This is a genomic window from Lujinxingia sediminis (assembly GCF_004005565.1).
GTDB classification, from domain to species: domain Bacteria; phylum Myxococcota_A; class Bradymonadia; order Bradymonadales; family Bradymonadaceae; genus Lujinxingia; species Lujinxingia sediminis.
The window spans coordinates 1-21,201 of record NZ_SADD01000021.1; the positions used below are offsets into that span (position 1 = coordinate 1).

Sequence of the window (21,201 nt, forward strand, 5' to 3'; positions counted from 1 at the left end):
CTCCTTGCCAGCCCCGCCCTGGATGCGCTCGGATCTTTGGGTTCGCGTGAACCCCCCACCCCCCACACGAATCGACCCCCATCGCGAACCCCGGCGCTCAGGGCTGCTTATCCCCCACCTGGCAGATGAAGCGGTCGGAGGAGGCACCCGGGCCGGGGAGGTCGTTGTAGCCCTGGACCGTGCCGTCGGGGAACCAGGAGTAGGTCATAGAGCCTGCGGTGGTGTTGTCGCCGTTGGGCTCGGGGATGTTGGTGCGAAGGCTGATAAAGAAGGGGCCGTCGTCGCTGGCGTTCCAGTCGCAGCCGGGGCTGGAGGAGTAGAAGGGGGTGTTCATGCAGGTGGCGCCGTCGAAGTTGGGGTAGATGCCGAAGATGCGGGCGTAGTGGATGCTGGCATCGGGGCCGACGTCGGGATTGCGGGCCAGGGTGAGGGTGGTGGCCAGATGAGCCGGGGAGCGCGGGATGTGTAGCTGCAGGCCGTGCTCGGCGCAGAGGGCCTCGGCCTCGGAGGCGTAGACGTTGGCGTCGGTCTTGATTTTGAGGAAGGTGTAGGCGCCTCCATCGCTGGTCATGTCGCAGTAGACCTCAAGGTTTTTGAGCGGGCCCTCGCCATCGGGGTCGATGAGGTAGGTGCCATCGGGCAGGCCGGGGGTGTCGATGAGGGCGTCGAGGCAGCTTGTGGGGATGTCGCAGGTGTTGTCGGCGTCGCAGGTGAAGCCGCCGCAGTCGGCGTCGCTTGCGCATTGCTCGCCAGTGGAGCAGGGAGCGCAGGAGCCGCCGCAGTCGAGGTCGCTCTCATCGCTGTCCTGGACCCCGTTGCTGCAGTGGTCAGGCCGGCAGACGCCGAGATAGCAGTCGGAGGAGGCGCAGTCGTCATCCACGCGGCAGCTCGCCCCGCTCTGGCAGGAGGTCGCGCAGGAGCCGCCGCAGTCGGTGTCGCTCTCATCGCCGCTTTGCCGGCCGTCGAAGCAGGTGGTCTCCCGGCTCCAGATATGCCAGGCGCCGGTGGTCATGTCCTGCACGGAGCCGCATTTGGCGCGTCTGTCGTCGCTGCCCCAGTCGGTGCCGTCGGTCTGGATGGAGTCCATGCCGCGATCGTTAAAGTCGACGGTGAAGTCTGTGTCAGCGTCACAGCGGTCTTCTCCCTCCATAAAACCTGATTCGTACTCGTCGAGGTTGGACTTGAACTCGCCAGTGAGGTTGTTACGGCGATTCCAGGGGCCGGTGTAGCCCGCACCCTGATTCTCTTCGAAGCAGGAGTCGGCGTCGGTGCCGGTGGTGAAAATCTGGTACCAGGAGACGTCGTAGAAGGAGAGGTCGACGTCGAAGGTCGCGCCCTGAGAGACGGCCGCGTCGACTTTGCAGGTAAAGCGCATATCGCCGGTGGTATCGACCACCGCGCGCAGGCCATTCCAGATGCCGGTCTGGGCGCTGGCCGGGTCGAGGGTGCTCAGGTCGGCGTAGTGCTCGGACGCCTCATCTCGGAGTAGGGTCTGGAAGGTGGAGGCGACGAGCGTCCAGCCGCCGCCGTCGGTGTCCATGTCGCAGTAGACGTCTTCGAGGGTGCCGTCTTCGTTGGGGTCGAGGCTGTAGACGCCGCTGGTGGTGGTGCCACCGAGCAGGAGATCGAGGCAGCTGACGGGGTTGGGGGCGCAGCTCAAACCGTAGGCACAGTGGCCGGAGACGCAGTCGCTGTGGGAGGTGCAGGTCGCGCCGTCTTCGCAGGCTGTGCAGTTGGGGCCGCCGCAGTCCACGTCGCTCTCGTCCTGGTTGAGGATGCCGTCGTCGCAGGTGGTGAGCTGGCAGGAGTTGGTGCAGGCGTCGGTGTCGATGGCGTTGGCGTCGTCGCAGGCTTCGACGCCCTCCTCAATGATGCCGTCGCCGCAGGAGGCGGCCACGCAGGTGGAGAGGCAGGCGTCGGTGTCGATGGCGTTGCCGTCGTCGCAGGCTTCGCCATCCTGCACGATGCCGTCGCCGCAGGTGGGGAGGGCGCAGGCGTTGGTGCAGGCGTCATCGTCGATGGTGTTGCCGTCGTCGCAGGCCTCGCCAGCCTGGACGATGCCATCGCCGCAGGTGGGGAGAGCGCAGGCGTTGGTGCAGGCGTCGTCGTCGATGGTGTTGCCGTCGTCGCAGGCTTCGCCAGCGCTTGCGTTGACCTCGCCATCGCCACATTGGGCGGCGGTGCAGTCGTCGTTGCAGGTCTCGGATTCACCGGCGTCGTCGCAGGCTTCGCCGGGCTGGACGACGCCGTCGCCGCAGGTGGCCAACTCACAGGCGTTGGTGCAGGCGTCGTCGTCGATGGTGTTGCCGTCGTCGCAGGCCTCGCCATCGTGGACCACGCCATCGCCGCAGGAGGGAAGGGCGCAGATGCCCTCTGCCGGGTGGCAGAAGTCGCTGTTGCACTGGGCGTCGCGCTCGCAGGCCGCGCCATCGTCGCGAAGGGTCTCGGTGGGCGTGGTGTCGGCGTCGCCGCAGGCGCTCAAGGCGGCGAGTACGGCCAGGAGGAGGGTAGCGAAACGCGAGCGGGCAGAGAGAGCGGGGCGCAAGACCATCAAAATCCTCTGGAGCAGGGGGGGCGTTGGCGTACGTGGTGTGCGAGCGTTACGTTTCTTCGCATGGAGACGGAAACGAGGTCAAGAAACGATAGGGCGTCGCCAGCGAGGGGGGGGGGGGCGCGTGACGAGGGGGCGGAGCCATGTGTTTAAACCACGTGTCGGGACGATGGGGCGGGGCACCTGACGTCTGCCGAGGCAGGCGTCGGCGAGTGTGGAGTCGGTGAGATTTGAGGCGGGGATTCTATAAAAAGAGGCGCCCCCGTGTGTGGGAGCGCCTCGTTGTGGGAACGTGATGTGATGTTGGCCAGCCTGATCGCTACAAAAGACCAGGCTGGTGGTGTCATCGCTTAGTCCTGGTAGCACATCGGCGGCGTGCTGAACTCGCCGAGCGCCTGGCAGCCCCCGTCTTCGACGCTGGTCTCAATGCCCTGCAGCTCAAAGATCACCGAGCCCGAGCCTTGATTGCCAAACGCCAGGCATTCCGCGCCGAACTGCTCGTGGCACTCACCGATGACCACGGTCACCTGCACGTCGGTCATCAGGGGCAGGTCGAGCGCGAAGCCACCATCGGCGTCGGTGATGCCCTGGGCCAGGATTTGGCCGCGATCTTCGGGGTTTATACCCGGGCCGCAGGTACGATGGACCTCACCGAGGTAGATGTAAACGGGCTGGTCGGCTCGGGGCACGCCGACATACTCATTGTCTTGCGTCGTGTAGGAGTTAAGGCTCCCCTCCACACACGTCGTCGCTCCGCTCTCCAGCACCAGCTCGCCGGCATCCTCGCAGCCCTCGGAGCCGCAGACAGCCTCGGTAAAGGCGTCGGGGTCCAGGCTGATGATGGCCTGAGCCGCGGTGCCTTCATGCACCGAGAGCAGCTCCACCTCGTCCACCGGCGGGAGGTCCAGGCAGTAGGTGCCGTCGGCACCCGACTCAGCGATCACCGAGCCCGGGCCGGTCGTCATCTCATAGAGCCCGTAGACCGGAGCCCCGGCCACCGGCGCCGCGTTCTCATCGACCACCGTCCCGCTCAGGCAGCTGCGGGCGTTGCTCATCTCGATGGTGATCTGGTGGCATTCCCCGCCCTCCTCCGACTGGCAGTTGGCGGCCGTCGTGTTGCCGACCACCGTCAGCGGGCCGTCGGCATCCTGGTAGTAGTAGGAGTGCAGCGCGCTGAGCTCGATCGTTCCCGCCCGCATAAAGTCCACGCAGGTCTTGCCCTGGGCGTCGGTGGCGCCAAAGGGAGCGACGCGGCCCAGGTAGTTCTGGGCCTCGCCCTCAATGGTCGCGCCGGGGATGGGCTCGCCAGACTCGGAGTCGATGACGGTGACCTCCACGCAGTTACGCGTCTCCAGAGGCTTGTCGACGTTCCACCAGCTGAAGTGCCCGGCCTGACAGGAGGCTACCAGGCGATCGCCGGCAACAACCTCGCACTCGCTCTCGTAGATCCAGCGGGCCTGCTCCAGATCAAAGCTCCAGAAGGGGATCGTGTCGCCGGCCGCATAGCCCGAGAAAGCCTCCGAGATCGGAAACTCCAGATCGGCCTCGATGCCCTCGGCCAGCTGCAGCTTCTCGCCATTCTGCCAGAAGGTGATGTCGGCCATATAGACGCTCAAAAGATCCACCGGATCGCCCTCGGTGGGCACCCCGATGAGCGGTCCGGGCATAAAGCGCAGGTCATCGCTGGAGGGCTCGATGCCGGCGAAGGTCATCTCGGCCTGGCCCACCACGGGGTTGCCCTCCCCGTCGACCAGGGCGTTGGCAGGAAGGTTGATGCGGACGCCGCGGACCTCCAGGGTGGCGGGAGCTTCGGCATCAAAGCTCAGCGCCTCTCCCAGGGCCAGCAGACGCACCAGCGCGCTCATCTGCTGACCCTCGGCCGCTTCCACCACAGGGCGCTCGGCGCTGGAGGGGGCGTAGCCTTCGGCCTCGATCTGCACGATCATGGTTTCGGCGCCGGCCGCCGGCTCGATGAGCACCTGGCCGCCGAGGTCGGTGAGGTGGGCCTGGCCCTGGTAGATCACGCTGGCGCCGGCGATCGGCATGCCCACCTCATCCTGGACCTTCAGAGAGAGGGGAAGCGCGCGGGTCTCGACCTGCTCACCGCCGTCGGGATCGACGTCGGGATCAGGGTCAGCATCCAGCTCGGCGTCGGGCTCACCGGCATCGGGAACCTCGGTGTTGGGGTGTTCATCGGTGGTGTCCGAGCAGGCCACCGGTCCACCGGCCAGCGCACCGACCAGCATCATCAGGCTTAAACGTTTCGAAAGAGGGCTCATCATTCCATTCTCCATCCAGCGTGTGGGACGCACGGTGCTGGCTCCTCATGAGCACGTTACCGTCAGGGATGCGTCCCAGATCAGGTGTCTCCCGCATCCGGGACCCGAGCTCATTGCATCCTCAGTGCCAGCCCCGTGATGGGGATGCTCTTTTTGTGGGCCGGAGGCGCTACGCCGGCGTGATGGTTGTTGATTGTTGAGAGACTTGATTTTGGTTCGGTTCGTGTTCCGAGTTTGAACGACACGCCATAACGCCCACGTTGGGAAAACGTTGTACCCTGACCGGTAGGTTAGCACTCCACATGCCGAGCGCCCGCCGAGCGCCCGCCGAGCGCCCCAGGACGACGCTGGCTGTGTCGCTGCGTCGTCGCGGTGGCGCTGCCACAGCTTCCTCCTTGCTCCTTGCCAGCGCCGCCCTGGATGCGCTCGGGTTGGGGGGCATATGAAAAGGCGCCCCCCCCACCGCCCACACGAATTGACCGCCATCGCAAACCCGAGCGCCCGCCGAGCGCCCCAGGACGACGCTGACTGTGTCGCTGCGTCGTCGCCGTAGCTAAAGCTACTCGCTCCTCCTGGCTCCTTGTCAGCGCCGCCCTGGATTCGCTCGGATCTTTGGGTTCGCGTGAACCCCCCCACCGCCCACACGAATTGACCGCCATCGCGAACCCCCGATCTCCCGATCCCCCAGCCCTCATGCGCTTCGACGCCACACTTTCATTTTAAAACCGGTGCGTCGTTCGCTTCGACGGTGGTCGTTTGCGTTGAACCCACGCGCTGACCGGCTCGCCGTGGCGTGCGGTGGTTCAAGCAGATGCGACGAAGCGGTCGACGGGGCGTGCGACGGTTCAAGCAGACGCGACGAAGCGGTCGCCGTGCCTTGCGGCGGTTAAAACACCTCTGGCGAAGCGCTCGGCGAGGCTTGTGGCGATTGAAGCCGGTGCGTCGAGCGCTTCGTCGTAGGGTGTTGGGTGGGGGGAAGGCGTGTCGAGCGCTTCGTCATGTGGTGTTGGGTGGGGGGAAGGTGTGTCGAGCGCTTCGTCATGTGGTGTTGGGTGGGGGGAAGGTGTGTCGAGCGCTTCGTCATGTGGTGTTGGGTGGGGGGAAGGCGTGTCGAGCGCTTCGTCATGTGGTGTTGGGTGGTGGGAAGGCGTGTCGAGCGCGTCGTCATGTGGTGTTGGGTGGTGGGAAGGCGTGTCGGGGGCTTCCGCGCGGCGCGTTCACGTATTGCGCACCCAAAGCGATGGGTTTAGCGTGGGGTCATTCCACAACACGAGTCCTCGACGTCGGGGGGAGGCTTCGAATCGGTCGGAGCCCCACACCGGGGGACCTTCGGGCACGACGTGTGCCTTAAGAGAGGTTAGCGATGGCTAAGATGTCTCGTACCAGTGCGTATAAGAGCGCGATCAGCCGTACGATGGGGAGTTCGACCGAGGTCAATCAGCAGAAGGCCGGGGAGGTGCTCGACCGGCTGCTTTTTCCGGACGGGGTTCCGGCGAACCTGACCATGGGGCAGGTGCTCGTTGGCGTGGCGAAGGTCGCCGAGAAGAACGCGGAGACGTTTGAAGCCGCGGAGCGTTTTCTGGCGACCGAGCGTAGCGAGGACCGCCGCCGGCGCGTGATGCGGGATGATGCGCTGGCGGATCTGCGTCTGGTGCTCATCAAAGCCCGCGGCGCCATCGTGAACTTCTGGGGCGAGTTTGCGGCGCAGGATGTGGGTTTCGTGGGGACGACGCCGGAGACGGCGGAGCAGCTCCTGAGCTACGCGCGCAATATTCGGGAAAAGCTCGGTCAGGGCTTTGATGGCTACGAGGTCGACATGCCCTCCGATCTGGACCTGGGCCGGCCGGACCCGGCTAACCTGGCCACGGCGATCGAGGCGCGGGCCACGGCGCTGGAGCAGGCGGTGAACGCCTACGGCGTGGAGGAGCGCGAGACCCAGGCCGCGCTCAACGCCCGCGACAAGGCCGAGGCGCAGTGGAGCACCCACTACAGCCCCGTCGCCTCGATCATCGAGGGGCTGTTCAGGCTGGCCGAGATGCCCGAGCTCGCCGAGCGCGTGCGCCCGACGGCCAGGCGGCGAGCGGGGTTGGTGGAGGAGGCCGACCTTGGGGAGCTGGAGGGGGAGGCGGAGTTTGATGTGGAGAGCCGAGAGCCCCAGGACGACGCTGACATCGTCGTCTGAGATTCGCAGTAGCGTTGCTACAGCTTCATCTCAGCCTCCTTGTCAGACGTCGCCCTGGATGCGCTCGGTGCCGAGCGCCCCTTTGCCGAGCGCCCCAGGACGACGCTGACTGCGTCGTCTGGGATTCGCGGTGGCGTTGCTACAGCTTCATCCCAGCCTCCTTGCCAATATCGCCCTGGATGCGCTCGGGTTGGGGGGCACGGAATTCCTGGCGACGACGCCACTCAACATGAATCGTCTAATAGGGAGTAAAATCCTCGCCGAGCTTGATGAGCTTTTCGGTGAGGAGATGCGCCCGGGTGGAGGGGTTGGCCTGAAGGTCGGCAGCGCAACAGGGGCTCGTTTCGTCGATATCGAGAGACTTCAAACCCGTTCGGGCGCGCTGAATGGCGTCACGGAGGGAGGGTTTGAGCGCGTCGAAGTCGATGTTGGCTTTGCCGTAGGCCGGAGCCACCGCCTGAAGGCGGTTAAGCACCTGGGTGCAATTACGGTAGGGGCGTTGATCGGAGGTGTAGTGAAGAAGAATCCAATATTCGAAACAGGGGACGGAGAGGCCGATGTGAAAGCCATGTGTGTTGGCTTGCTTTATCGCGTCGTAGATACCCGGATTATGATGAGGGTCTTCGGAGTCAAAGATGCACCAGATCTCATCGTAGAGAGGTTCGCCAGTTTTTCTGTGTTCTTTCTGGTTGTTCTTCTGAAGTCGGCGAGCCTCTTTGACGATTGATTTTGCGGCTCCGCCACCGGCGTCGGGGATGATTTTAATGTCTGCCGAGGGAAGGCGGTACTCCCGGCGTAGGCGTTCGAAATAATCGGGCTCGGTTTTGTCGCCTTCACATAAGATGAGGAGGCGTTCCAGGCTCTGGCGACGCGCGGAGCGTCGGCGAGTGGTGGAGGAGCCACGGGGTTTTTGTTTTCCCATGATTAAAACTCGAGGCGACCGATGAAGGGGAGCGCGCGGTAGCGTCCGGCCAGGTAGCCCCGCTCAAGCGCTTCGTCCTTACGGGGTTTGAAATCGCTGAGGGGGTAGAGGTGCGAGGCGCCGTCGCGGTCCTTTTCGGTGAACCAGATTTGATCTCGCCGAAAGAGATTGGGGTCGAGGAGCGAGGTGTCGTGGGTGTTGAAGATGAGCTGAGCGTTTTTTTTGTTGAATTCGGGGCTATGAAAAAGTTCTACGATTTTGCGCACAAGCAGGGGGTGAAGGCTGGTATCGAGTTCATCGACGACGAGGATGCGTCCGTTTTCGAGGACATCGAGGAGGCGGCCGGTGAGGGCGTAGAAACTTCGAGTGCCATGCGACTCATCATCAAGTGAGAAATGAACAGTCTGGCCTTCGGTGGTGCGATGAAGGGTTTGAACGTCCAGGTGTTCTGTATCTTTGCTTAGTTGCAGAAATCTTTCTTTAAGGTCTTCAGGCAAGGATTTGAAATATTCAGTTTCGTCGAATCGCTGACGGGAAATTTTGATGTCGGCAATGCCGAAGTCGGCGGCGCGTAGAAATGTGGCGATCTTGGCACGATGCTCGTCGCTCTGAGCAGCCATTTGGGTGGTATAGGTGTTTAGAGATAGAGGGAAGTCTGTGTTGAAGAGTGGACGAAGGTGGTCCTGGAACCACTGAAACACGGGGCTGAGCTGTTCGTGATTTAGTTGAGCAGCGACCGATAAAAAGAGGGCGTTGTCACGGGTGAGCTCCGCGATCTGTTTTTTCTGGCCTTTAAGGTTTGCGCCCCAGGTCCAGCCCTCGTCTCCGAGCGAGGCATCGCGTTGGAACCAGGTCTGGGCGACCTTTTTGGGGTAGGCGAAGAGCCACTCTTCGTGGACGCGCTGGCGGTCGATGACGAAGCCGTACTCAAAGCGAACGCCGTCCTGGACAAAGACGATCTCGAATCGGCCGGGCTGTGATTGAAGCTCAGCGTCGAGGCGAAAAGGGGCGATGCCCTCGATGGGGTCGCCCTTTTGCCATTTTGCCGAGTTGATAACGGCGGTCCGCACGACGTCGAGGGCGCGCAAGAGGTTGGTTTTTCCGGAGGCGTTGGCCCCGTAAATGACGGCGGAGCGCAGGAGCTGGAATCCCTTTTGAGCGACGTCGTCGATCGTGTTTTCGGGATGCGTCTTGTCTCGCCCGGCAGCGACCAGGGAGAAGACGTTTTCGTCGCGAAATGAGCGGTAGTTCGAGACGCGGAATTCGATCAGCATGGGGACCTCCGATTAAGAGAAGGGGGCTTTTTTGCGGGAAAACTGCGCAAGATGCCCTTCTTTTAGAACGGAGGCTATAGCTCAAAAGAATCCCGGAGGGAAGCCGAGCGCCCCAGCGCTCCGCTAGCTGCGTCGTCTGGGATTCGCGGTAGCGTTGCTACAGCTTCATCCCAGCCTCCTTGCTATCGAAGGCGCTGGATGCGCTCGGGTTGGGGGATATACGAAGAGGCGAACCCCCCACCCCCCACACGAATCGACCGACAATGTGAACCCGGGCGCCCGCCGAGCGCCCCAGGACGACGCTGGCTGTGTCGCTGCGTCGTCGCGGTGGCGCTGCCACAGCTTCCTCCTTGCTCCTTGCCAGCGCCGCCCTGGATGCACTCGGATCTTTTAGTTCGCGTGAACCCCCCCCACACGAATCGACCCCCATCGCGAACCCGGGCGCTCAGGGCAGCTTATCGCCCACCTGGCAGATGAAGCGGCTGGAGGTGAAGCCCTGGCCGGGGAGGTCGTTGTAGCCTTCGACGGTGTCATCCGAATACCAGGAGTAGCCCATGGAGCCAGCGGTGGTGTTATCGCCGTTGGGCTCGGGGATGTTGTTGCGAAGGCCGATAAAGAAGGGGCCGTCGTCGCTGGCGCTCCAGTCGCAGTCGGCGCTGGAGGAGTTGAAGGGGGTGTTCACGCAGGTGGCACCGTCGAAGTCGGGGTAGATGCCGAAGATGCGGGCGTAGTGGATGTTGGCATCGGGGCCGACGTCGGGATTGCGGGCCAGGGTGAGGGTGGTGGTGAGGTGGGCCGGGGAGCGGGGGATGTGCAGCTGCATGTTGTGCTGGGCGCAGAGGGCCTCGGCCTCGGGGGCGTAGACGTTGGTGTCGGGGGCGACCTTGAGGAAGGTGTAGCCGCCGCCGTCGCTGGTCATGTCGCAGAAGACCTGGAGGTTTTTGAGCGGGCCGTTGCCGTCGCGGTCGATCAGGTATTCGCCATCGGGCAGGCCGGGGGTGTCGGTGAGCAGGTCAAGGCAGCTTGCGGGGATGTCGCAGGTGGAGTCGGCAGAGCAGGTGAAGCCGCCGCAGTCGGCGTCGCTTGCGCATTGCTCGCCAGTGGAGCAGGGGGAGCAGGAGCCGCCGCAGTCGGTGTCGCTCTCGTCGCCGTCCTGGACGTCGTTGGCGCAGTGCGGAGCGATGCAGACCTTGTTCTGGCAGAGCGCGGAGGCGCAGTCTTCATTCACGTTGCAGCTGGCGCCGGTCTGGCAGAGGCCGCAGGCGCCGCCGCAGTCGATACCGGCCTCGTCGCCGTTTTGTACGCCGTCAAAGCAGGTGGTCTCCCGGCTCCAGATATGCCAGGCGCCGGTGGTCATGTCCTGCACGGAGCCGCATTTGGGCGCGCTATCATCTTTGCCCCAGTCGGTGCCGTCGGTCTGGTCGGAGTCCATGCCGCGGTCATCGAAGTCGACGGTGAAGTCGTCATCACTTCCGCAGCGGTCTTCCCCCTCCATATAGCCGCGTTCGTAGGCGTCGGTGTCGTGCTTGAACTCGCCGGTGAGGTTGTTTCGGCGATTCCAGGGGCCGGTGTAGCCTGTACCTTGATTCTCTTCGAAGCAGGAGTCGGCGTCGGTGCCGGTGGTGATGGTCTGGTACCAGGAGACGTCGTAGAAGGAGAGGTCGACGTCGAAGGTCGCGCCCTGAGAGGCGGAGGCGTCGACTTTGCAGGTAAAGCGCATATCGCCGGTGATATCGACCACCGAGCGCAGGCCATTCCAGATGCCAGTCTGGGCGCTGGTCGGGTCGAGGGTGCTCAGGTCGGCGTAGTAGGCGGATGCCTCATCGTTGAGGGTTTCCTGGAAGGTGGAGGCGACGAGCGTCCAGCCGCCGCCGTCGGTGGTCATGTCGCAGTAGACGTCTTCGAGGGTGCCGTCCTCGTCGGGGTCGATGCCGTAGACGCCGCTGGTGGTGGTGCCGCCGAGCAAAAGATCGAGGCAGCTGACGGGGTTGGGTGCGCAGAACTGAGCGTAGGCGCAGTGGCCGGAGGCGCAGTCGCTGTGGGTGGTGCAGCTCGCGCCATCGTTGCAGCTCTCACAGGTTGTGCCGCCGCAGTCGGTGTCGCTCTCGTCCTGGTTGAGGATGCCGTCGTCGCAGGTGGCGAGCTGGCAGGCGTTGGTGCAGGCGTCGTCGTTGATGGCGTTGGCGTCGTCGCAGGCTTCGACGCCCTCCTCAATGATGCCGTCGCCGCAGGAGGCGGCCACGCAGGTGGAGAGGCAGGCGTCGGTGTCGATGGCGTTGCCGTCGTCGCAGGCTTCGCCGGGCTGCACGATGCCGTCGCCACAGGTGGGGAGGGCGCAGGCGTTGGTGCAGGCGTCGTCGTCGATGGTGTTGCCGTCGTCGCAGGCTTCGCCGGGCTGCACGATGCCGTCGCCGCAGGTGGGGAGGGCGCAGGCGTTGGTGCAGGCGTCGGTGTCGATGGCGTTGCCGTCGTCGCAGGCTTCTCCAGCGCTTGCGTTGACCACGCCATCGCCGCAGGTGGCGGCGGTGCAGTCGTCGTTGCAGGTCTCGGATTCACCGGCGTCGTCGCAGGCTTCTCCAGCCTGGACGATGCCATCGCCGCAGGTGGGGAGAGCGCAGGCGTTGGTGCAGGCGTCGTTGTCGATGGTGTTGCCGTCGTCGCAGGCCTCGCCATCGTGGACCACGCCGTCGCCGCAGGTGGGGAGAGCGCAGGCGTTGGTGCAGGCGTCGTCGTCGATGGTGTTGCCGTCGTCGCAGGCCTCGCCATCGTGGACCACGCCGTCGCCGCAGGAGGGCCGGGCGCAGATGCCCTCTGCCGGGTGGCAGAAGTCGCTGCTGCACTGGGCGTCCAGCTCGCAGGCCGCGCCATCGTCACGGAGGGTTTCGGTGGGCGTGGTGTCGGCGTCGCCGCAGGCGCTCAGGGCGGCGAGTACGGCCAGGAGGAGGGCAGCGAAATGCGAGCGGGTAGAGAGAGCGGGGCGCAAGATCATCAAAATCCTCTGGAGCAGGGGGGGCGTTGGCGTGTGTCATGTTCGAGCGTTACGTTTCTTCGCATAAACGAGGTGAGAGGGTCAAATGATGAGGCGGCATCGCGAGGGGGGGGGCGATTGACAGGGGAATACGTCGGGGCCAGATAGGTGGGGACGTTGGGTCGGTTTCTGACATGAAAAAAGGAGATGATGATGACACGCGTACGCGCATTTTTCGCGACCTCGCTCGACGGTATGATCGCCGGTCCCGAGGACGCGCTGGACTGGCTTCCCGATCATGGTGAGGAGGAGGCGGAGGACACGTTTACGCCCTTTTTCGCAGAGATCGGCGCGATGCTGATGGGGCGACGGACCTTTGAGGTTGTGAAGAGGCTTGGAGGGGAGTGGCCTTATGGCGACTCGCCCATTCTGGTGGCGACGTCGCGAGCGTTGGATGCGCCGGTGCCCTCGGTGAGGGCAGTGCATGGCACGATCGAAGCGATGGTTGAGGAGGCCCGCGAGGTGGCCGGGGGGCGAGATGTTTATCTCGATGGCGGGGCGCTCTTTCGCTCGGCGCTGGAGGCGGATCTCATCGATGAGATCACGATGACCCTGGTGCCGGTGGTGCTCGGTGAGGGGATTCGACTCTTTTCGGAGGGAGGTCGCCGTAAGCTGACCCTGGAGTCGGCGCGCTCCATTGGCGCGGGGATGGTGCAGATTCGTTACCGGGTCTGAGCCGGGGGCCTCACGCTCCGGCGCCGGGGTTTGGTGGCGTGGGCACTGCGTGCTGCTCAGGGCAATGTGTTACTCGCCAGGCAGATGATATGCGAAAGGCGCCCCCCTTACTCGGGGGGCGCCTCTTCGCCACACCTCACCTCACCTCACCACGGCGCCAGGCCGCCCGCTTTCGGGCCGCGCCAGACGCGCGTCAGATCTTACTCTTCGAAGCACATCGGCGGCGTGTTGAACTCACCAAGGTTCTGGCAGCCTCCTGCCGCCACGCTGGCCTCGATGCCCTGCAGATCAAAGAGCACGGAACCCGACGCTTCATACCCAAACGCCAGACACTCCGGGCCCCACTCCTCGTGGCATTCCCCGATGAGCACGGTCACCTGCGCATCCGTCAACAGCGGCAGATCCAGCGCAAAGCCTCCGTTGGCGTCGGTGATGCCCTCAGCCAGGATCTGCCCCCGATCTTCGGGGCCCTCGCCAGGCTCACAGCTACGATCGACGTCACCGAGATACACGTACACCGGCTGGCCGGGGCGCGGCACTGCGATGTACTCATCGTTCACCACCATGTAGGAGTTCGAGATGCCCTCCACACACGTCGTCGGTCCGCTCTCCAGCACCAGCTCGCCAGCATCCTCGCAGCCATCGGAGCCGCAGGCCGCCTCGCCAAAGGCGTCGCTGTCCAGGCTCACCACCGCCTGGCCCACCGCGTCATCATGCACCGAGAGCAGCTCCACCTCGTCCACCGGCGGGATCTCCAGGCAGTAGCTGCCGTCGGCACCCGACTCAGCGACCACCGAGCCCGGGCCGTTCATCATCTCATAGAGCCCGTAGACCGGAGCCCCGGCCACCGGCGCCGCGTTCTCATCGACCACCGTCCCGCTCAGGCAGCTGCGCGTATCGCTCATCTCGATCGTCACCTGGAGGCATTCTCCGCCCTCCTCCGACTGGCAGCTGGCGGCCGTCTCGTTGCCGACCACCGTCAGCGGTCCGTCGGCATCCTGGTAGTAGTAGGAGTGCAGCGCGCTGAGCTCGATCGTTCCCTCCCGCATAAAGTCCACGCAGGTCTTGCCCTGGGCGTCGGTGGCGCCAAAGGGAGCGACGCGGCCCAGGTAGTTCTGGGCCTCGCCCTCAATGGTCGCGCCGGGGATGGGCTCGCCAGACTCGGAGTCGATGACGGTGACCTCCACGCAGTTGCGCGTTCCCAGGGGCTTGTCGACGTTCCACCAGCTGAAGTGCCCGGCCTGACAGGAGGCTACCAGGCCATCGCCGGCAACAACCTCGCACTCGCTCTCGTAGACCCAGCGGGCCTGCTGCAGATCAAAGCTCCAGAAGGGGATCGTGTCGCCAGCCGCATAGCCGGAGAAAGCCTCCGAGATCGGAAACTCCAGATCGGCCTCGATGCCCTCGGCCAGCTGCAGCTTCTCGCCATTCTGCCAGAAGGTGATGTCGGCCATATAGACGCTCAAAAGATCCACCGGATCGCCCTCGGTGGGCACCCCGATCAGCGGTCCGGGCATAAAGCGGAGATCATCGCTGGAGGGCTCAATGCCGGCGAAGGTCATCTCGGCCTGGCCCACCACGGGGTTGCCCTCCCCGTCGACCAGGGCGTTGGCCGGGAGGCGAATCTTGACGCCTCGAACCTCCAGCAGCGCGTCGGCCTCGGCATCAAAGGTCTGCGCCTCTCCCAGGGCCAGCAGACGCACCAGCGCGCTCATCTGCTGACCCTCGGCCGCTTCGACCACCGGTCGCTCCGCGCTGGAGGGGGCGTAGCCTTCGGCCTCGATCTGCACGATCATGGTTTCTGCACCGGCCGCCGGCTCAATGAGCACCTGGCCGCCGAGGTCGGTGAGGTGGGCCTGGCCCTGGTAAATCACGCTGGCGCCGGCGATTGGCATTCCCGCCTCATCCTGGACCTTCAGAGAGAGGGGAAGCGCGCGGGTCTCGACCTGCTCACCGCCGTCGGGATCGACGTCGGGATCAGGGTCAGCATCCAGCTCGGCGTCGGGCTCACCGGCATCGGGCACCTCGGTGTTGGGGTGCTCATCCTGTTCGCTGGGACACGCCATCAGCCCGCAGGCCAGCGCACCGACCAGCATCATCAAACTCATTCGCTTCGAGATAAGGTTTAGCATCGCATTCTCCATCCAGTATGTGGGACGCGACGGTGGCCGCTCCTCATGAGCATGTCGTCGGCAAAGTACGTCCCGGTGCGTCAGGGACCTGGGCGGATTGCATCTTCAGTGCCATTGTCGTTGTTGATGCGTGAATTTTGTGGGGTGGCGGCGTTTTCTGGCGTCGTCGTTGCGTCTACTTGAGGTCTTGATTTTTGTTTCTGTTCTCGTCCGAGCTCCGGACTGCCCGCAGTGAAGTCATCGTTGGAGAAACTCTGTACTGACTTAAGTCCTCATCGGTAGGTTAGCACTCCACATGCCGAGCGCCCGCCGAGCGCCCCGGGACGCCGCTGGCTGTGTCGCTAGGGATTCGCGATGTTGGTCGATGTGTGAGGGCGTTGGGGGTGTGCGGGTTGTGGTTGGTTGGGTGGTTGTGGGACGCCGGTGGTACGCGATGTTGGTCGATTCGTGCGTGGGGTGGGTGGTTCGCGTTGTGGTTGGGAGGTTGGGTGGTTGTGGGGCGCCGGTGGTACGCGATGTTGGTCGATTTGTGCGTGGGGTGGGTGGTTCGCGATTCAAAAGCCGCTCTCGCGGTCCCGGTCTCAACGGTCGACGACGGAGACGTCACGCTCTCATCATGAACGAGGCGGTGGGTGGCGAGGAGGGCGTCAGGGGAGACGGGATCCATGATGAAACGCGAATGGACGCGTTCAGTACCCCGATATTTGCATCGTTGAACCGGGCGCGAACATTCGGGGGGCGTGCCCCGGGGGAACGATGGCTGCGACTACGTGCCACAGCACGTCGCGCCTGGGAGGGGCGTACTCTCTAAAAGAGCGATCTGGCCAGGTCAGGCGTTGGGATGACGGGACGAAGGCGATGAGGCGGGAGGAGTTCATGCGAAGACGGCATTATTTTGAGTTTGAGGACATGGCCTGGCTGCCAGGCTGGCTGCGGGAGTGCATGACGCTCTATGTGGCGGTGATGCACCGTATACTGGGCTCGAGGGCGGTGTTGGCGCCGCTGGTGGGCAGGGCGCTGGAGGCCTCGTCCAGGCCGAAGGTCATCGACCTCTGCTCGGGTGGGGGCGGCCCGATGCCCGGGGTGATGGAGGAGCTTCGCGAGCAGGGTCGTGACGATGTGGAGCTTGTGCTCACCGACCTCTATCCCAATGCGCTGGCGGCGCGGCAGCTCACGGATGAGGCGCAGGGGGTGCGTTATGAGCAACGTTCGATCGACGCGACGGCCGTACCCGAGGAGCTCGGCGGGGTGCGCACGATCGTCTGTGGCTTGCACCATATGCGGCCGACTCAGGCGCGCGCGATTCTGGAGGATGCCTGGCAGAAGCGTCAGCCCTTTGTCGCCTTTGAACTCAGCGATAACTCCGCGCCCATCGCCCTGTGGTGGACGGCGATCCCCTTCGGGTTGCTGATGACGCTTCTCTTTACCCCTCTGGTGCGACCGCTGACCCTGCGTCAGCTCGTCTTCACCTACCTGATTCCAGTGCTGCCCGTGCTCATCGCCTGGGACGGGGCGGTCTCCAATGTGCGCACGTACACCGAGGAGGACCTTCGGGAGCTTTTGAGCGGAGCGCAGAGTGAGGATTATCGCTGGGAGATCGGGACAGCTTCCTCGGCGCGGGGGCCGGGGAAAATGCTCTATGTGTTGGGGTTGCCAGAGACGGGGGAGTGAGGGGACGCCGGTGGTACGCGCTGTTGGTCGATGTGTGAGGGCGTTGGGTGGAGCGCGTGGTGTGGTTGGGTGGTTGGGTGGTTGGGTGGTTGTGGGACGCCGGGGGGTTCGCGATGTTGGTCGATTCGTGAGGGCGTTGGGTAGAGCGCGGGTTGTGGAACGCCGGGGGGGGCGCAATGTGGGGAGTTGGCGTGAGCCTGATGTTCGACTCCGGGGCGGGAAAGGGCACGTTTTGTTGACACCTATGGGGTAGGCCGCTAGCACAGATGCATCGAATTTTTGGCAACGCATGATGGGCGGGTGCGATCGTGATCCGCTCTGCGGGAGCGTGCATGTGGGCTCTCATGCGCTGTCCGTGTGGATGGGCGTGCTACTGGAGAGTCCGGTGAGGTGGACCGGGAGATGAGGCGCTGGCGTACTCACTTTTATTCTGAGTGCGCTCCCGGGGTCGCAGAATACTAATCTCAGTGAGGAAAACGTGGGCGTATCGAAGTATTTTTGTGGATTGGGGGTTGTGCTGGCAGGTGGATTTCTGGGGGGATGTGGCGAGCCGGCATCCCAGGAGGAGCCGCTGATCATCATCGATGATGATAACAGCGTCTGGGTTGAGGATATGCGTGTGGAGCCGGCGGCGCAGACCCTGGCCGTGGGCGAGGAGCGGGCGCTCGACATCGTGTTCTTCGACGAGAGCGGTACGCGGCTCAACCCCGCGACCTTGCTTGATGATGTGGAGCTCACCTCCGGCGACAGTGACGTCGTGGCGATCGGGGAGGGCGGGGAGCTTCGCGGCGTCTCGGAGGGAAGCACACAGGTGACGGTGCGCTACGAGGCGTTGGAGCAGGTTGTTGAGGTGGAGGTGCGCTTTGAGCGCTGGCGGAAGGTCTCGGCCTCGGTGGATCTCACCTGTGCACTCGACTGGCAGGGGGCGGTGTATTGCTGGGGCAATAACACCGGCGCGATCATTCAACCGACCAACCAGCAGGTTCGTCCCATCGTAGAGCCCCTTCGTCGGGAAGGACTCTCGGATGTCGTTGATATTGCTGTGGGGGCTGGCCACGCGTGTGCGGCTGATCGTCAGGGAGAGGTGGTGTGCTGGGGGCTGAACTTTGACGGAGTGACAGGCGTTGCGGGAGCTGAGGTGGTCTTTGACCCCACACCTGTTCGAGATCTTGAAGATATCGTCCGGGTCGACGCGGGGCCTTACCACAGCTGTGCGCTCAGTCGTGCCGGGGCGTTGTATTGTTGGGGCTACGGGGAGCGAGGAGCGGTGGGCGAAGGCGTGGGAGTATCGACCGCGCTTCCGGTGCAGGTAGGCATTGAGGATCCGGTCGCCGAGGTGGCGGTCGGCATCAACAACACCTGCGCTGTGACCACCGATGGCAAGGTCTATTGCTGGGGAGTCAACACCTTTGGGGTGGTGAATCCGGGGAGTCATGATCAGGTCATAGCGCGGCCTTCCAGGGCGGTTTTGCCGGGGCGAGCCATCAGTGTGGGCGTGGGGGTGACCGCAGCATGTGCAGTTCTGGAGAATGGGGATCTGCACTGCTGGGGATACAACACCTCCGGGGCGGCCGGGCTGCGCGCCGCGAACGAGGTGCTGCCGCCCACGAAGATCGCCTCGGTTCCGGCGCTGCGAACCGTGCACCTCAATACCCAGTCGGCATGTGGCATCACCACCGACGAGGAGCTTTACTGTTGGGGGGATAATCGCCGTGGTCAGCTGGGACGCGGAACGAAGAGCTGGAACGCGGAGCCCGATAAGGTTGCCGGTGATTTGCGCTGGATGCAGGTAGACCTGGGAGGGTTAACCACCTGTGGTCTCGACACCGATGGCGAGCTGTGGTGCTGGGGGCAAAACGTTTCTGCGCAGGTGGGTGACGGACGTCAGGTTCGTGGGAACTCCTTTCGACCCGTTGAGGGGGAAGGGCGCTTCTCCAGGCTGGTCTCCGGCTATCGTGGCAACTGTGCGCAACTCCGTGGAGAGGACCGCTGGCATTGCTGGGGACGCAACGCCGAGGGTCAGCTGGACTATGTGCGAGCCGGTGATCTGGCCGTGCCCACCTCGGCCATGAACGGCAACTCGATCGTTGATGTGATGGCGTTAGGACGATGGACAGGGTGCAACATCACGTTCGAGGGGGAACAGAGCGTGACCATCTGCCAGGGCAGCAATCAACATCAGGCATTGGGAACAGATTCATCACATGAGGCGAGCCATGCGCTTGCCTGGGCGGATCGGCGAGAGTTGAACTTTCAAACGCTTGCGCTCAACCAGTTTCATTCGTGTGGTGTCGCCGCCAGTGGCGAGGTGTACTGCTGGGGGGCCAACTATAATGGGGAGGTTGGCATGGATCCCCGCATGAGTGCCCCGGAGCCTCGTCGCGTTGAGGCGCGGACCGACTATGTGTCGGTCGCCGCCGGGTCCCACCACAGCTGTGGGCTTACCGATGCCGGCCAGATCCGTTGCTGGGGCAGCAACGCCTACGGGCAGCTGGGCCGTGCGGCGAGTCGGGCGTGGGCCTGGCCGGAGGCGATCGCGTCGGACGAGGTCTATGTGGAGGTGGAGGCCGGTCAGTACAACACCTGCGCGCGCACCGCCGAGGGAGAGGTGCATTGCTGGGGGACTCGTGAGCTTTTCGGAGGGCCGAGAGGAAGCACTACGGTCACCGAGCCGATTGAGCTTGGTGGTCCCTGGGATGAGATCGCGCTCTATGATCAGACCCTATGTGCGTTGCGAGATGGCGAGGTGAGCTGTGCCGGCTGGAATGTCGATGGGCTTATCGCGTCGGGAGGCTCGCAGGTTGTCGGGTCGTTTCGACCGCTCGACACAGGGTTCGAGGTGAGCGCGGTGTCGATGGGGCTTGAACATCTCTGCGTGCTCGACCGTGAGGGGCAGGCGCATTGCAAAGGCAGCAATTATAACGGAGAGCTCGGCGACGGCGCGATGATCGAGCATCTGGAGCCGTATCCGGCGCATCGGGAGTTGTGAGAGGGGCGGGGGGACGCCGGTGGTACGCGCTGTTGGTCGATGTGTGAGGGCGTTGGGGGTTCGCGAGTTGTGGAACGCCGGTGGTTCGCGCTGTTGGTCGATGTGTGAGGGCGTTGGGGGGAGCGGCTCGAGTATGCGATGGCCCCTTGCATAGAGACACGAAAACCTCTCATTGCTAGTGTGGATAGACGTGCAGAGGCTGGGACGTTTTTCGGTGTCGTTCTTTGGGCTAGAGGTGCAGTTTTGGTGGATCGACGGTTTAAAATTATCTCCGGGGCCGTTTTAGCTCTTACATGTCTGTCGGTAGGTCTACATCAGCGGGCCGAGGCTTGCTCACCCGTGATGGAGTGTTTTGGCGAAGAGTTTTTACCTCGCTATCAGGCGCCGGCCAATTTTGAAGGCGGGTATTGGATTCCCACGTTGGAGCAACTAGCGCCTACTATCACAACACTTCAAGAACAGTTTCGTCTGACGCGTTTGGATGGTGAAAAAGAAGTCGATATCCCGGTTTCGCTGGAAAAGTTCGAGTCCGATACCTACCAAACCACCTACTTCTGGAAACCCCTGGAAGCTCTGGAGCCCGGCGCGACCTACCGGGTGCGCGGCGCCAACTTCTGTGAGGATCCGCCAGAACCTGGGATGGAGCATGTGTTCAAAGCGACGGAGCCCGCCGCACTTCCCGAAACGTTGGGAAGACTTCGGGTCGATCAGCGTCCGGATCAGCCGCTGGAGGTCGATACAACGTCGGGAAGTTGTTCGTGGGAGATCGCGGCCGACCAGGCCCTGGTAGCGCTCCTCCCCTCCGACGAGGTGTTGCCCTGGTGGGAGCTGTTGATTTTTACAACCTATGTGGACGGTGAGCGCTGGGAGTATTTCCGCTCGATCGCGGGCACTGGAGGCCCGGTGGGGGAGGGGCTGTCGGGCCGAGGTCGAGCGCTGATCTACGCCGGGTGTGAAGAGGACAACCAGGGGGGCGGGCTTTCCGAAGGTACGCATACGGTGCAGATGAAAGCACATCTTCCGGGCAGTGAAGTTGAGATCTGGAGTGAGTCGCTGGAGGTCGACTTTTCGTGTGATGATGTGTGGCCGGTCTACAGAGAAAACGAAGACTATATTTCCTTACACTGGAAAGAACTCGTGGGTTCCTGGCTTGTTGTGTTTGTTTTGGGTGGGGGGCTTGCCGGAGTTTTTATGTTGATATGGATGTATGTCAGGAAGAGGCGGAGGAGTAAGGAGCGGGTTTGAGTTGAGAGGCGTGTGGTTGGGTGGAACGCCGGTGGTTCGCGCTGTTGGTCGATTCGTGAGGACGCCGGTGGTTCGCGATGTTGGTCGATTCGTGAGGGCGTTGGGAGGAGCGCGGGTTGTGGAACGCCGGTGGTTCGCGATGTTGGTCGATGCGTGAGGGCGTTGGGTGGAGCGCGAGATCGAGCCCGACCGAGAGACAGACATGAGCCGCATACACAAAGGGCGATGTCCGTCTCTCGGTCGGTACGGGACA

At 63.7% G+C, this 21,201-nt stretch carries 11 protein-coding genes; 5 read left to right on the forward strand and 6 right to left on the reverse strand.

Features of this window, described 5'->3' with window-relative positions; translation table 11 throughout:
* Positions 1-97: 97 nt before the first annotated feature.
* Entirely contained in the window at positions 98-2,551 is a 2,454-nt protein-coding gene (locus tag EA187_RS19690) for a fibrinogen-like YCDxxxxGGGW domain-containing protein (RefSeq protein ID WP_127781408.1), read from the reverse strand.
* Positions 2,552-2,901: 350 nt separating this feature from the next.
* A complete protein-coding gene (locus EA187_RS19695; protein ID WP_127781409.1) occupies positions 2,902-4,833 on the reverse strand; it encodes an MSCRAMM family protein in 1,932 nt (643 codons plus the stop codon).
* Between the two features lie 1,360 nt (positions 4,834-6,193).
* Between EA187_RS19695 and EA187_RS19700 the strand changes: the two genes are divergently transcribed.
* Positions 6,194-7,012, forward strand: coding sequence for a hypothetical protein (locus EA187_RS19700; protein WP_127781410.1), 819 nt, complete (start codon positions 6,194-6,196; stop codon positions 7,010-7,012).
* Positions 7,013-7,250: 238 nt separating this feature from the next.
* Here the strand turns inward: EA187_RS19700 and EA187_RS19705 are convergent, their stop codons facing one another.
* The 3 genes from EA187_RS19705 to EA187_RS19715 form a co-directional block, all read right to left on the reverse strand.
* Complete coding sequence (locus EA187_RS19705) at positions 7,251-7,934, reverse strand: RloB family protein (protein ID WP_115608181.1); 684 nt, start codon at positions 7,932-7,934, stop codon at positions 7,251-7,253.
* A 2-nt stretch (positions 7,935-7,936) separates the two neighbouring features.
* A complete protein-coding gene (locus EA187_RS19710) occupies positions 7,937-9,208 on the reverse strand; it encodes an AAA family ATPase (RefSeq protein WP_115608183.1) in 1,272 nt (423 codons plus the stop codon).
* 445 nt (positions 9,209-9,653) lie between these two features.
* A complete protein-coding gene (locus tag EA187_RS19715; protein ID WP_127781411.1) occupies positions 9,654-12,197 on the reverse strand; it encodes a fibrinogen-like YCDxxxxGGGW domain-containing protein in 2,544 nt (847 codons plus the stop codon).
* A gap of 192 nt (positions 12,198-12,389) precedes the next feature.
* Here EA187_RS19715 and EA187_RS19720 point away from each other — a divergent pair, with 192 nt between their 5' ends.
* Entirely contained in the window at positions 12,390-12,911 is a 522-nt protein-coding gene (locus tag EA187_RS19720) for a dihydrofolate reductase family protein (RefSeq protein ID WP_164856428.1), read from the forward strand.
* 200 nt (positions 12,912-13,111) lie between these two features.
* On the opposite strand, the gene EA187_RS19725 is transcribed toward EA187_RS19720, so the two are convergent.
* Positions 13,112-15,043 (reverse strand): MSCRAMM family protein, encoded by a 1,932-nt coding sequence (locus EA187_RS19725; protein ID WP_127781412.1) that lies wholly within the window; start codon positions 15,041-15,043, stop codon positions 13,112-13,114.
* An 876-nt stretch (positions 15,044-15,919) separates the two neighbouring features.
* Here EA187_RS19725 and EA187_RS19730 point away from each other — a divergent pair.
* From EA187_RS19730 to EA187_RS19740, 3 genes are all read left to right on the forward strand, one after another.
* Positions 15,920-16,714: a hypothetical protein gene (locus tag EA187_RS19730; RefSeq protein ID WP_164856429.1), complete on the forward strand. Its 795-nt coding sequence runs from the start codon at positions 15,920-15,922 to the stop codon at positions 16,712-16,714.
* A 478-nt stretch (positions 16,715-17,192) separates the two neighbouring features.
* Positions 17,193-19,703 (forward strand): RCC1 domain-containing protein, encoded by a 2,511-nt coding sequence (locus tag EA187_RS19735; RefSeq protein ID WP_127781413.1) that lies wholly within the window; start codon positions 17,193-17,195, stop codon positions 19,701-19,703.
* Between the two features lie 339 nt (positions 19,704-20,042).
* Positions 20,043-20,948: a hypothetical protein gene (locus tag EA187_RS19740; RefSeq protein ID WP_127781414.1), complete on the forward strand. Its 906-nt coding sequence runs from the start codon at positions 20,043-20,045 to the stop codon at positions 20,946-20,948.
* Positions 20,949-21,201: the final 253 nt, after the last annotated feature.

Coding starts and splice junctions, on each gene's coding strand:
- EA187_RS19690 (WP_127781408.1), bottom strand. CDS start 2,551: ATGGTCTTGCGCCCCGCTCTCTCTGCCCGCTCGCGTTTCGCTACCCTC.
- EA187_RS19695 (WP_127781409.1), bottom strand. CDS start 4,833: ATGATGAGCCCTCTTTCGAAACGTTTAAGCCTGATGATGCTGGTCGGT.
- EA187_RS19700 (WP_127781410.1), top strand. CDS start 6,194: ATGGCTAAGATGTCTCGTACCAGTGCGTATAAGAGCGCGATCAGCCGT.
- EA187_RS19705 (WP_115608181.1), bottom strand. CDS start 7,934: ATGGGAAAACAAAAACCCCGTGGCTCCTCCACCACTCGCCGACGCTCC.
- EA187_RS19710 (WP_115608183.1), bottom strand. CDS start 9,208: ATGCTGATCGAATTCCGCGTCTCGAACTACCGCTCATTTCGCGACGAA.
- EA187_RS19715 (WP_127781411.1), bottom strand. CDS start 12,197: ATGATCTTGCGCCCCGCTCTCTCTACCCGCTCGCATTTCGCTGCCCTC.
- EA187_RS19720 (WP_164856428.1), top strand. CDS start 12,390: ATGACACGCGTACGCGCATTTTTCGCGACCTCGCTCGACGGTATGATC.
- EA187_RS19725 (WP_127781412.1), bottom strand. CDS start 15,043: ATGCTAAACCTTATCTCGAAGCGAATGAGTTTGATGATGCTGGTCGGT.
- EA187_RS19730 (WP_164856429.1), top strand. CDS start 15,920: ATGCGAAGACGGCATTATTTTGAGTTTGAGGACATGGCCTGGCTGCCA.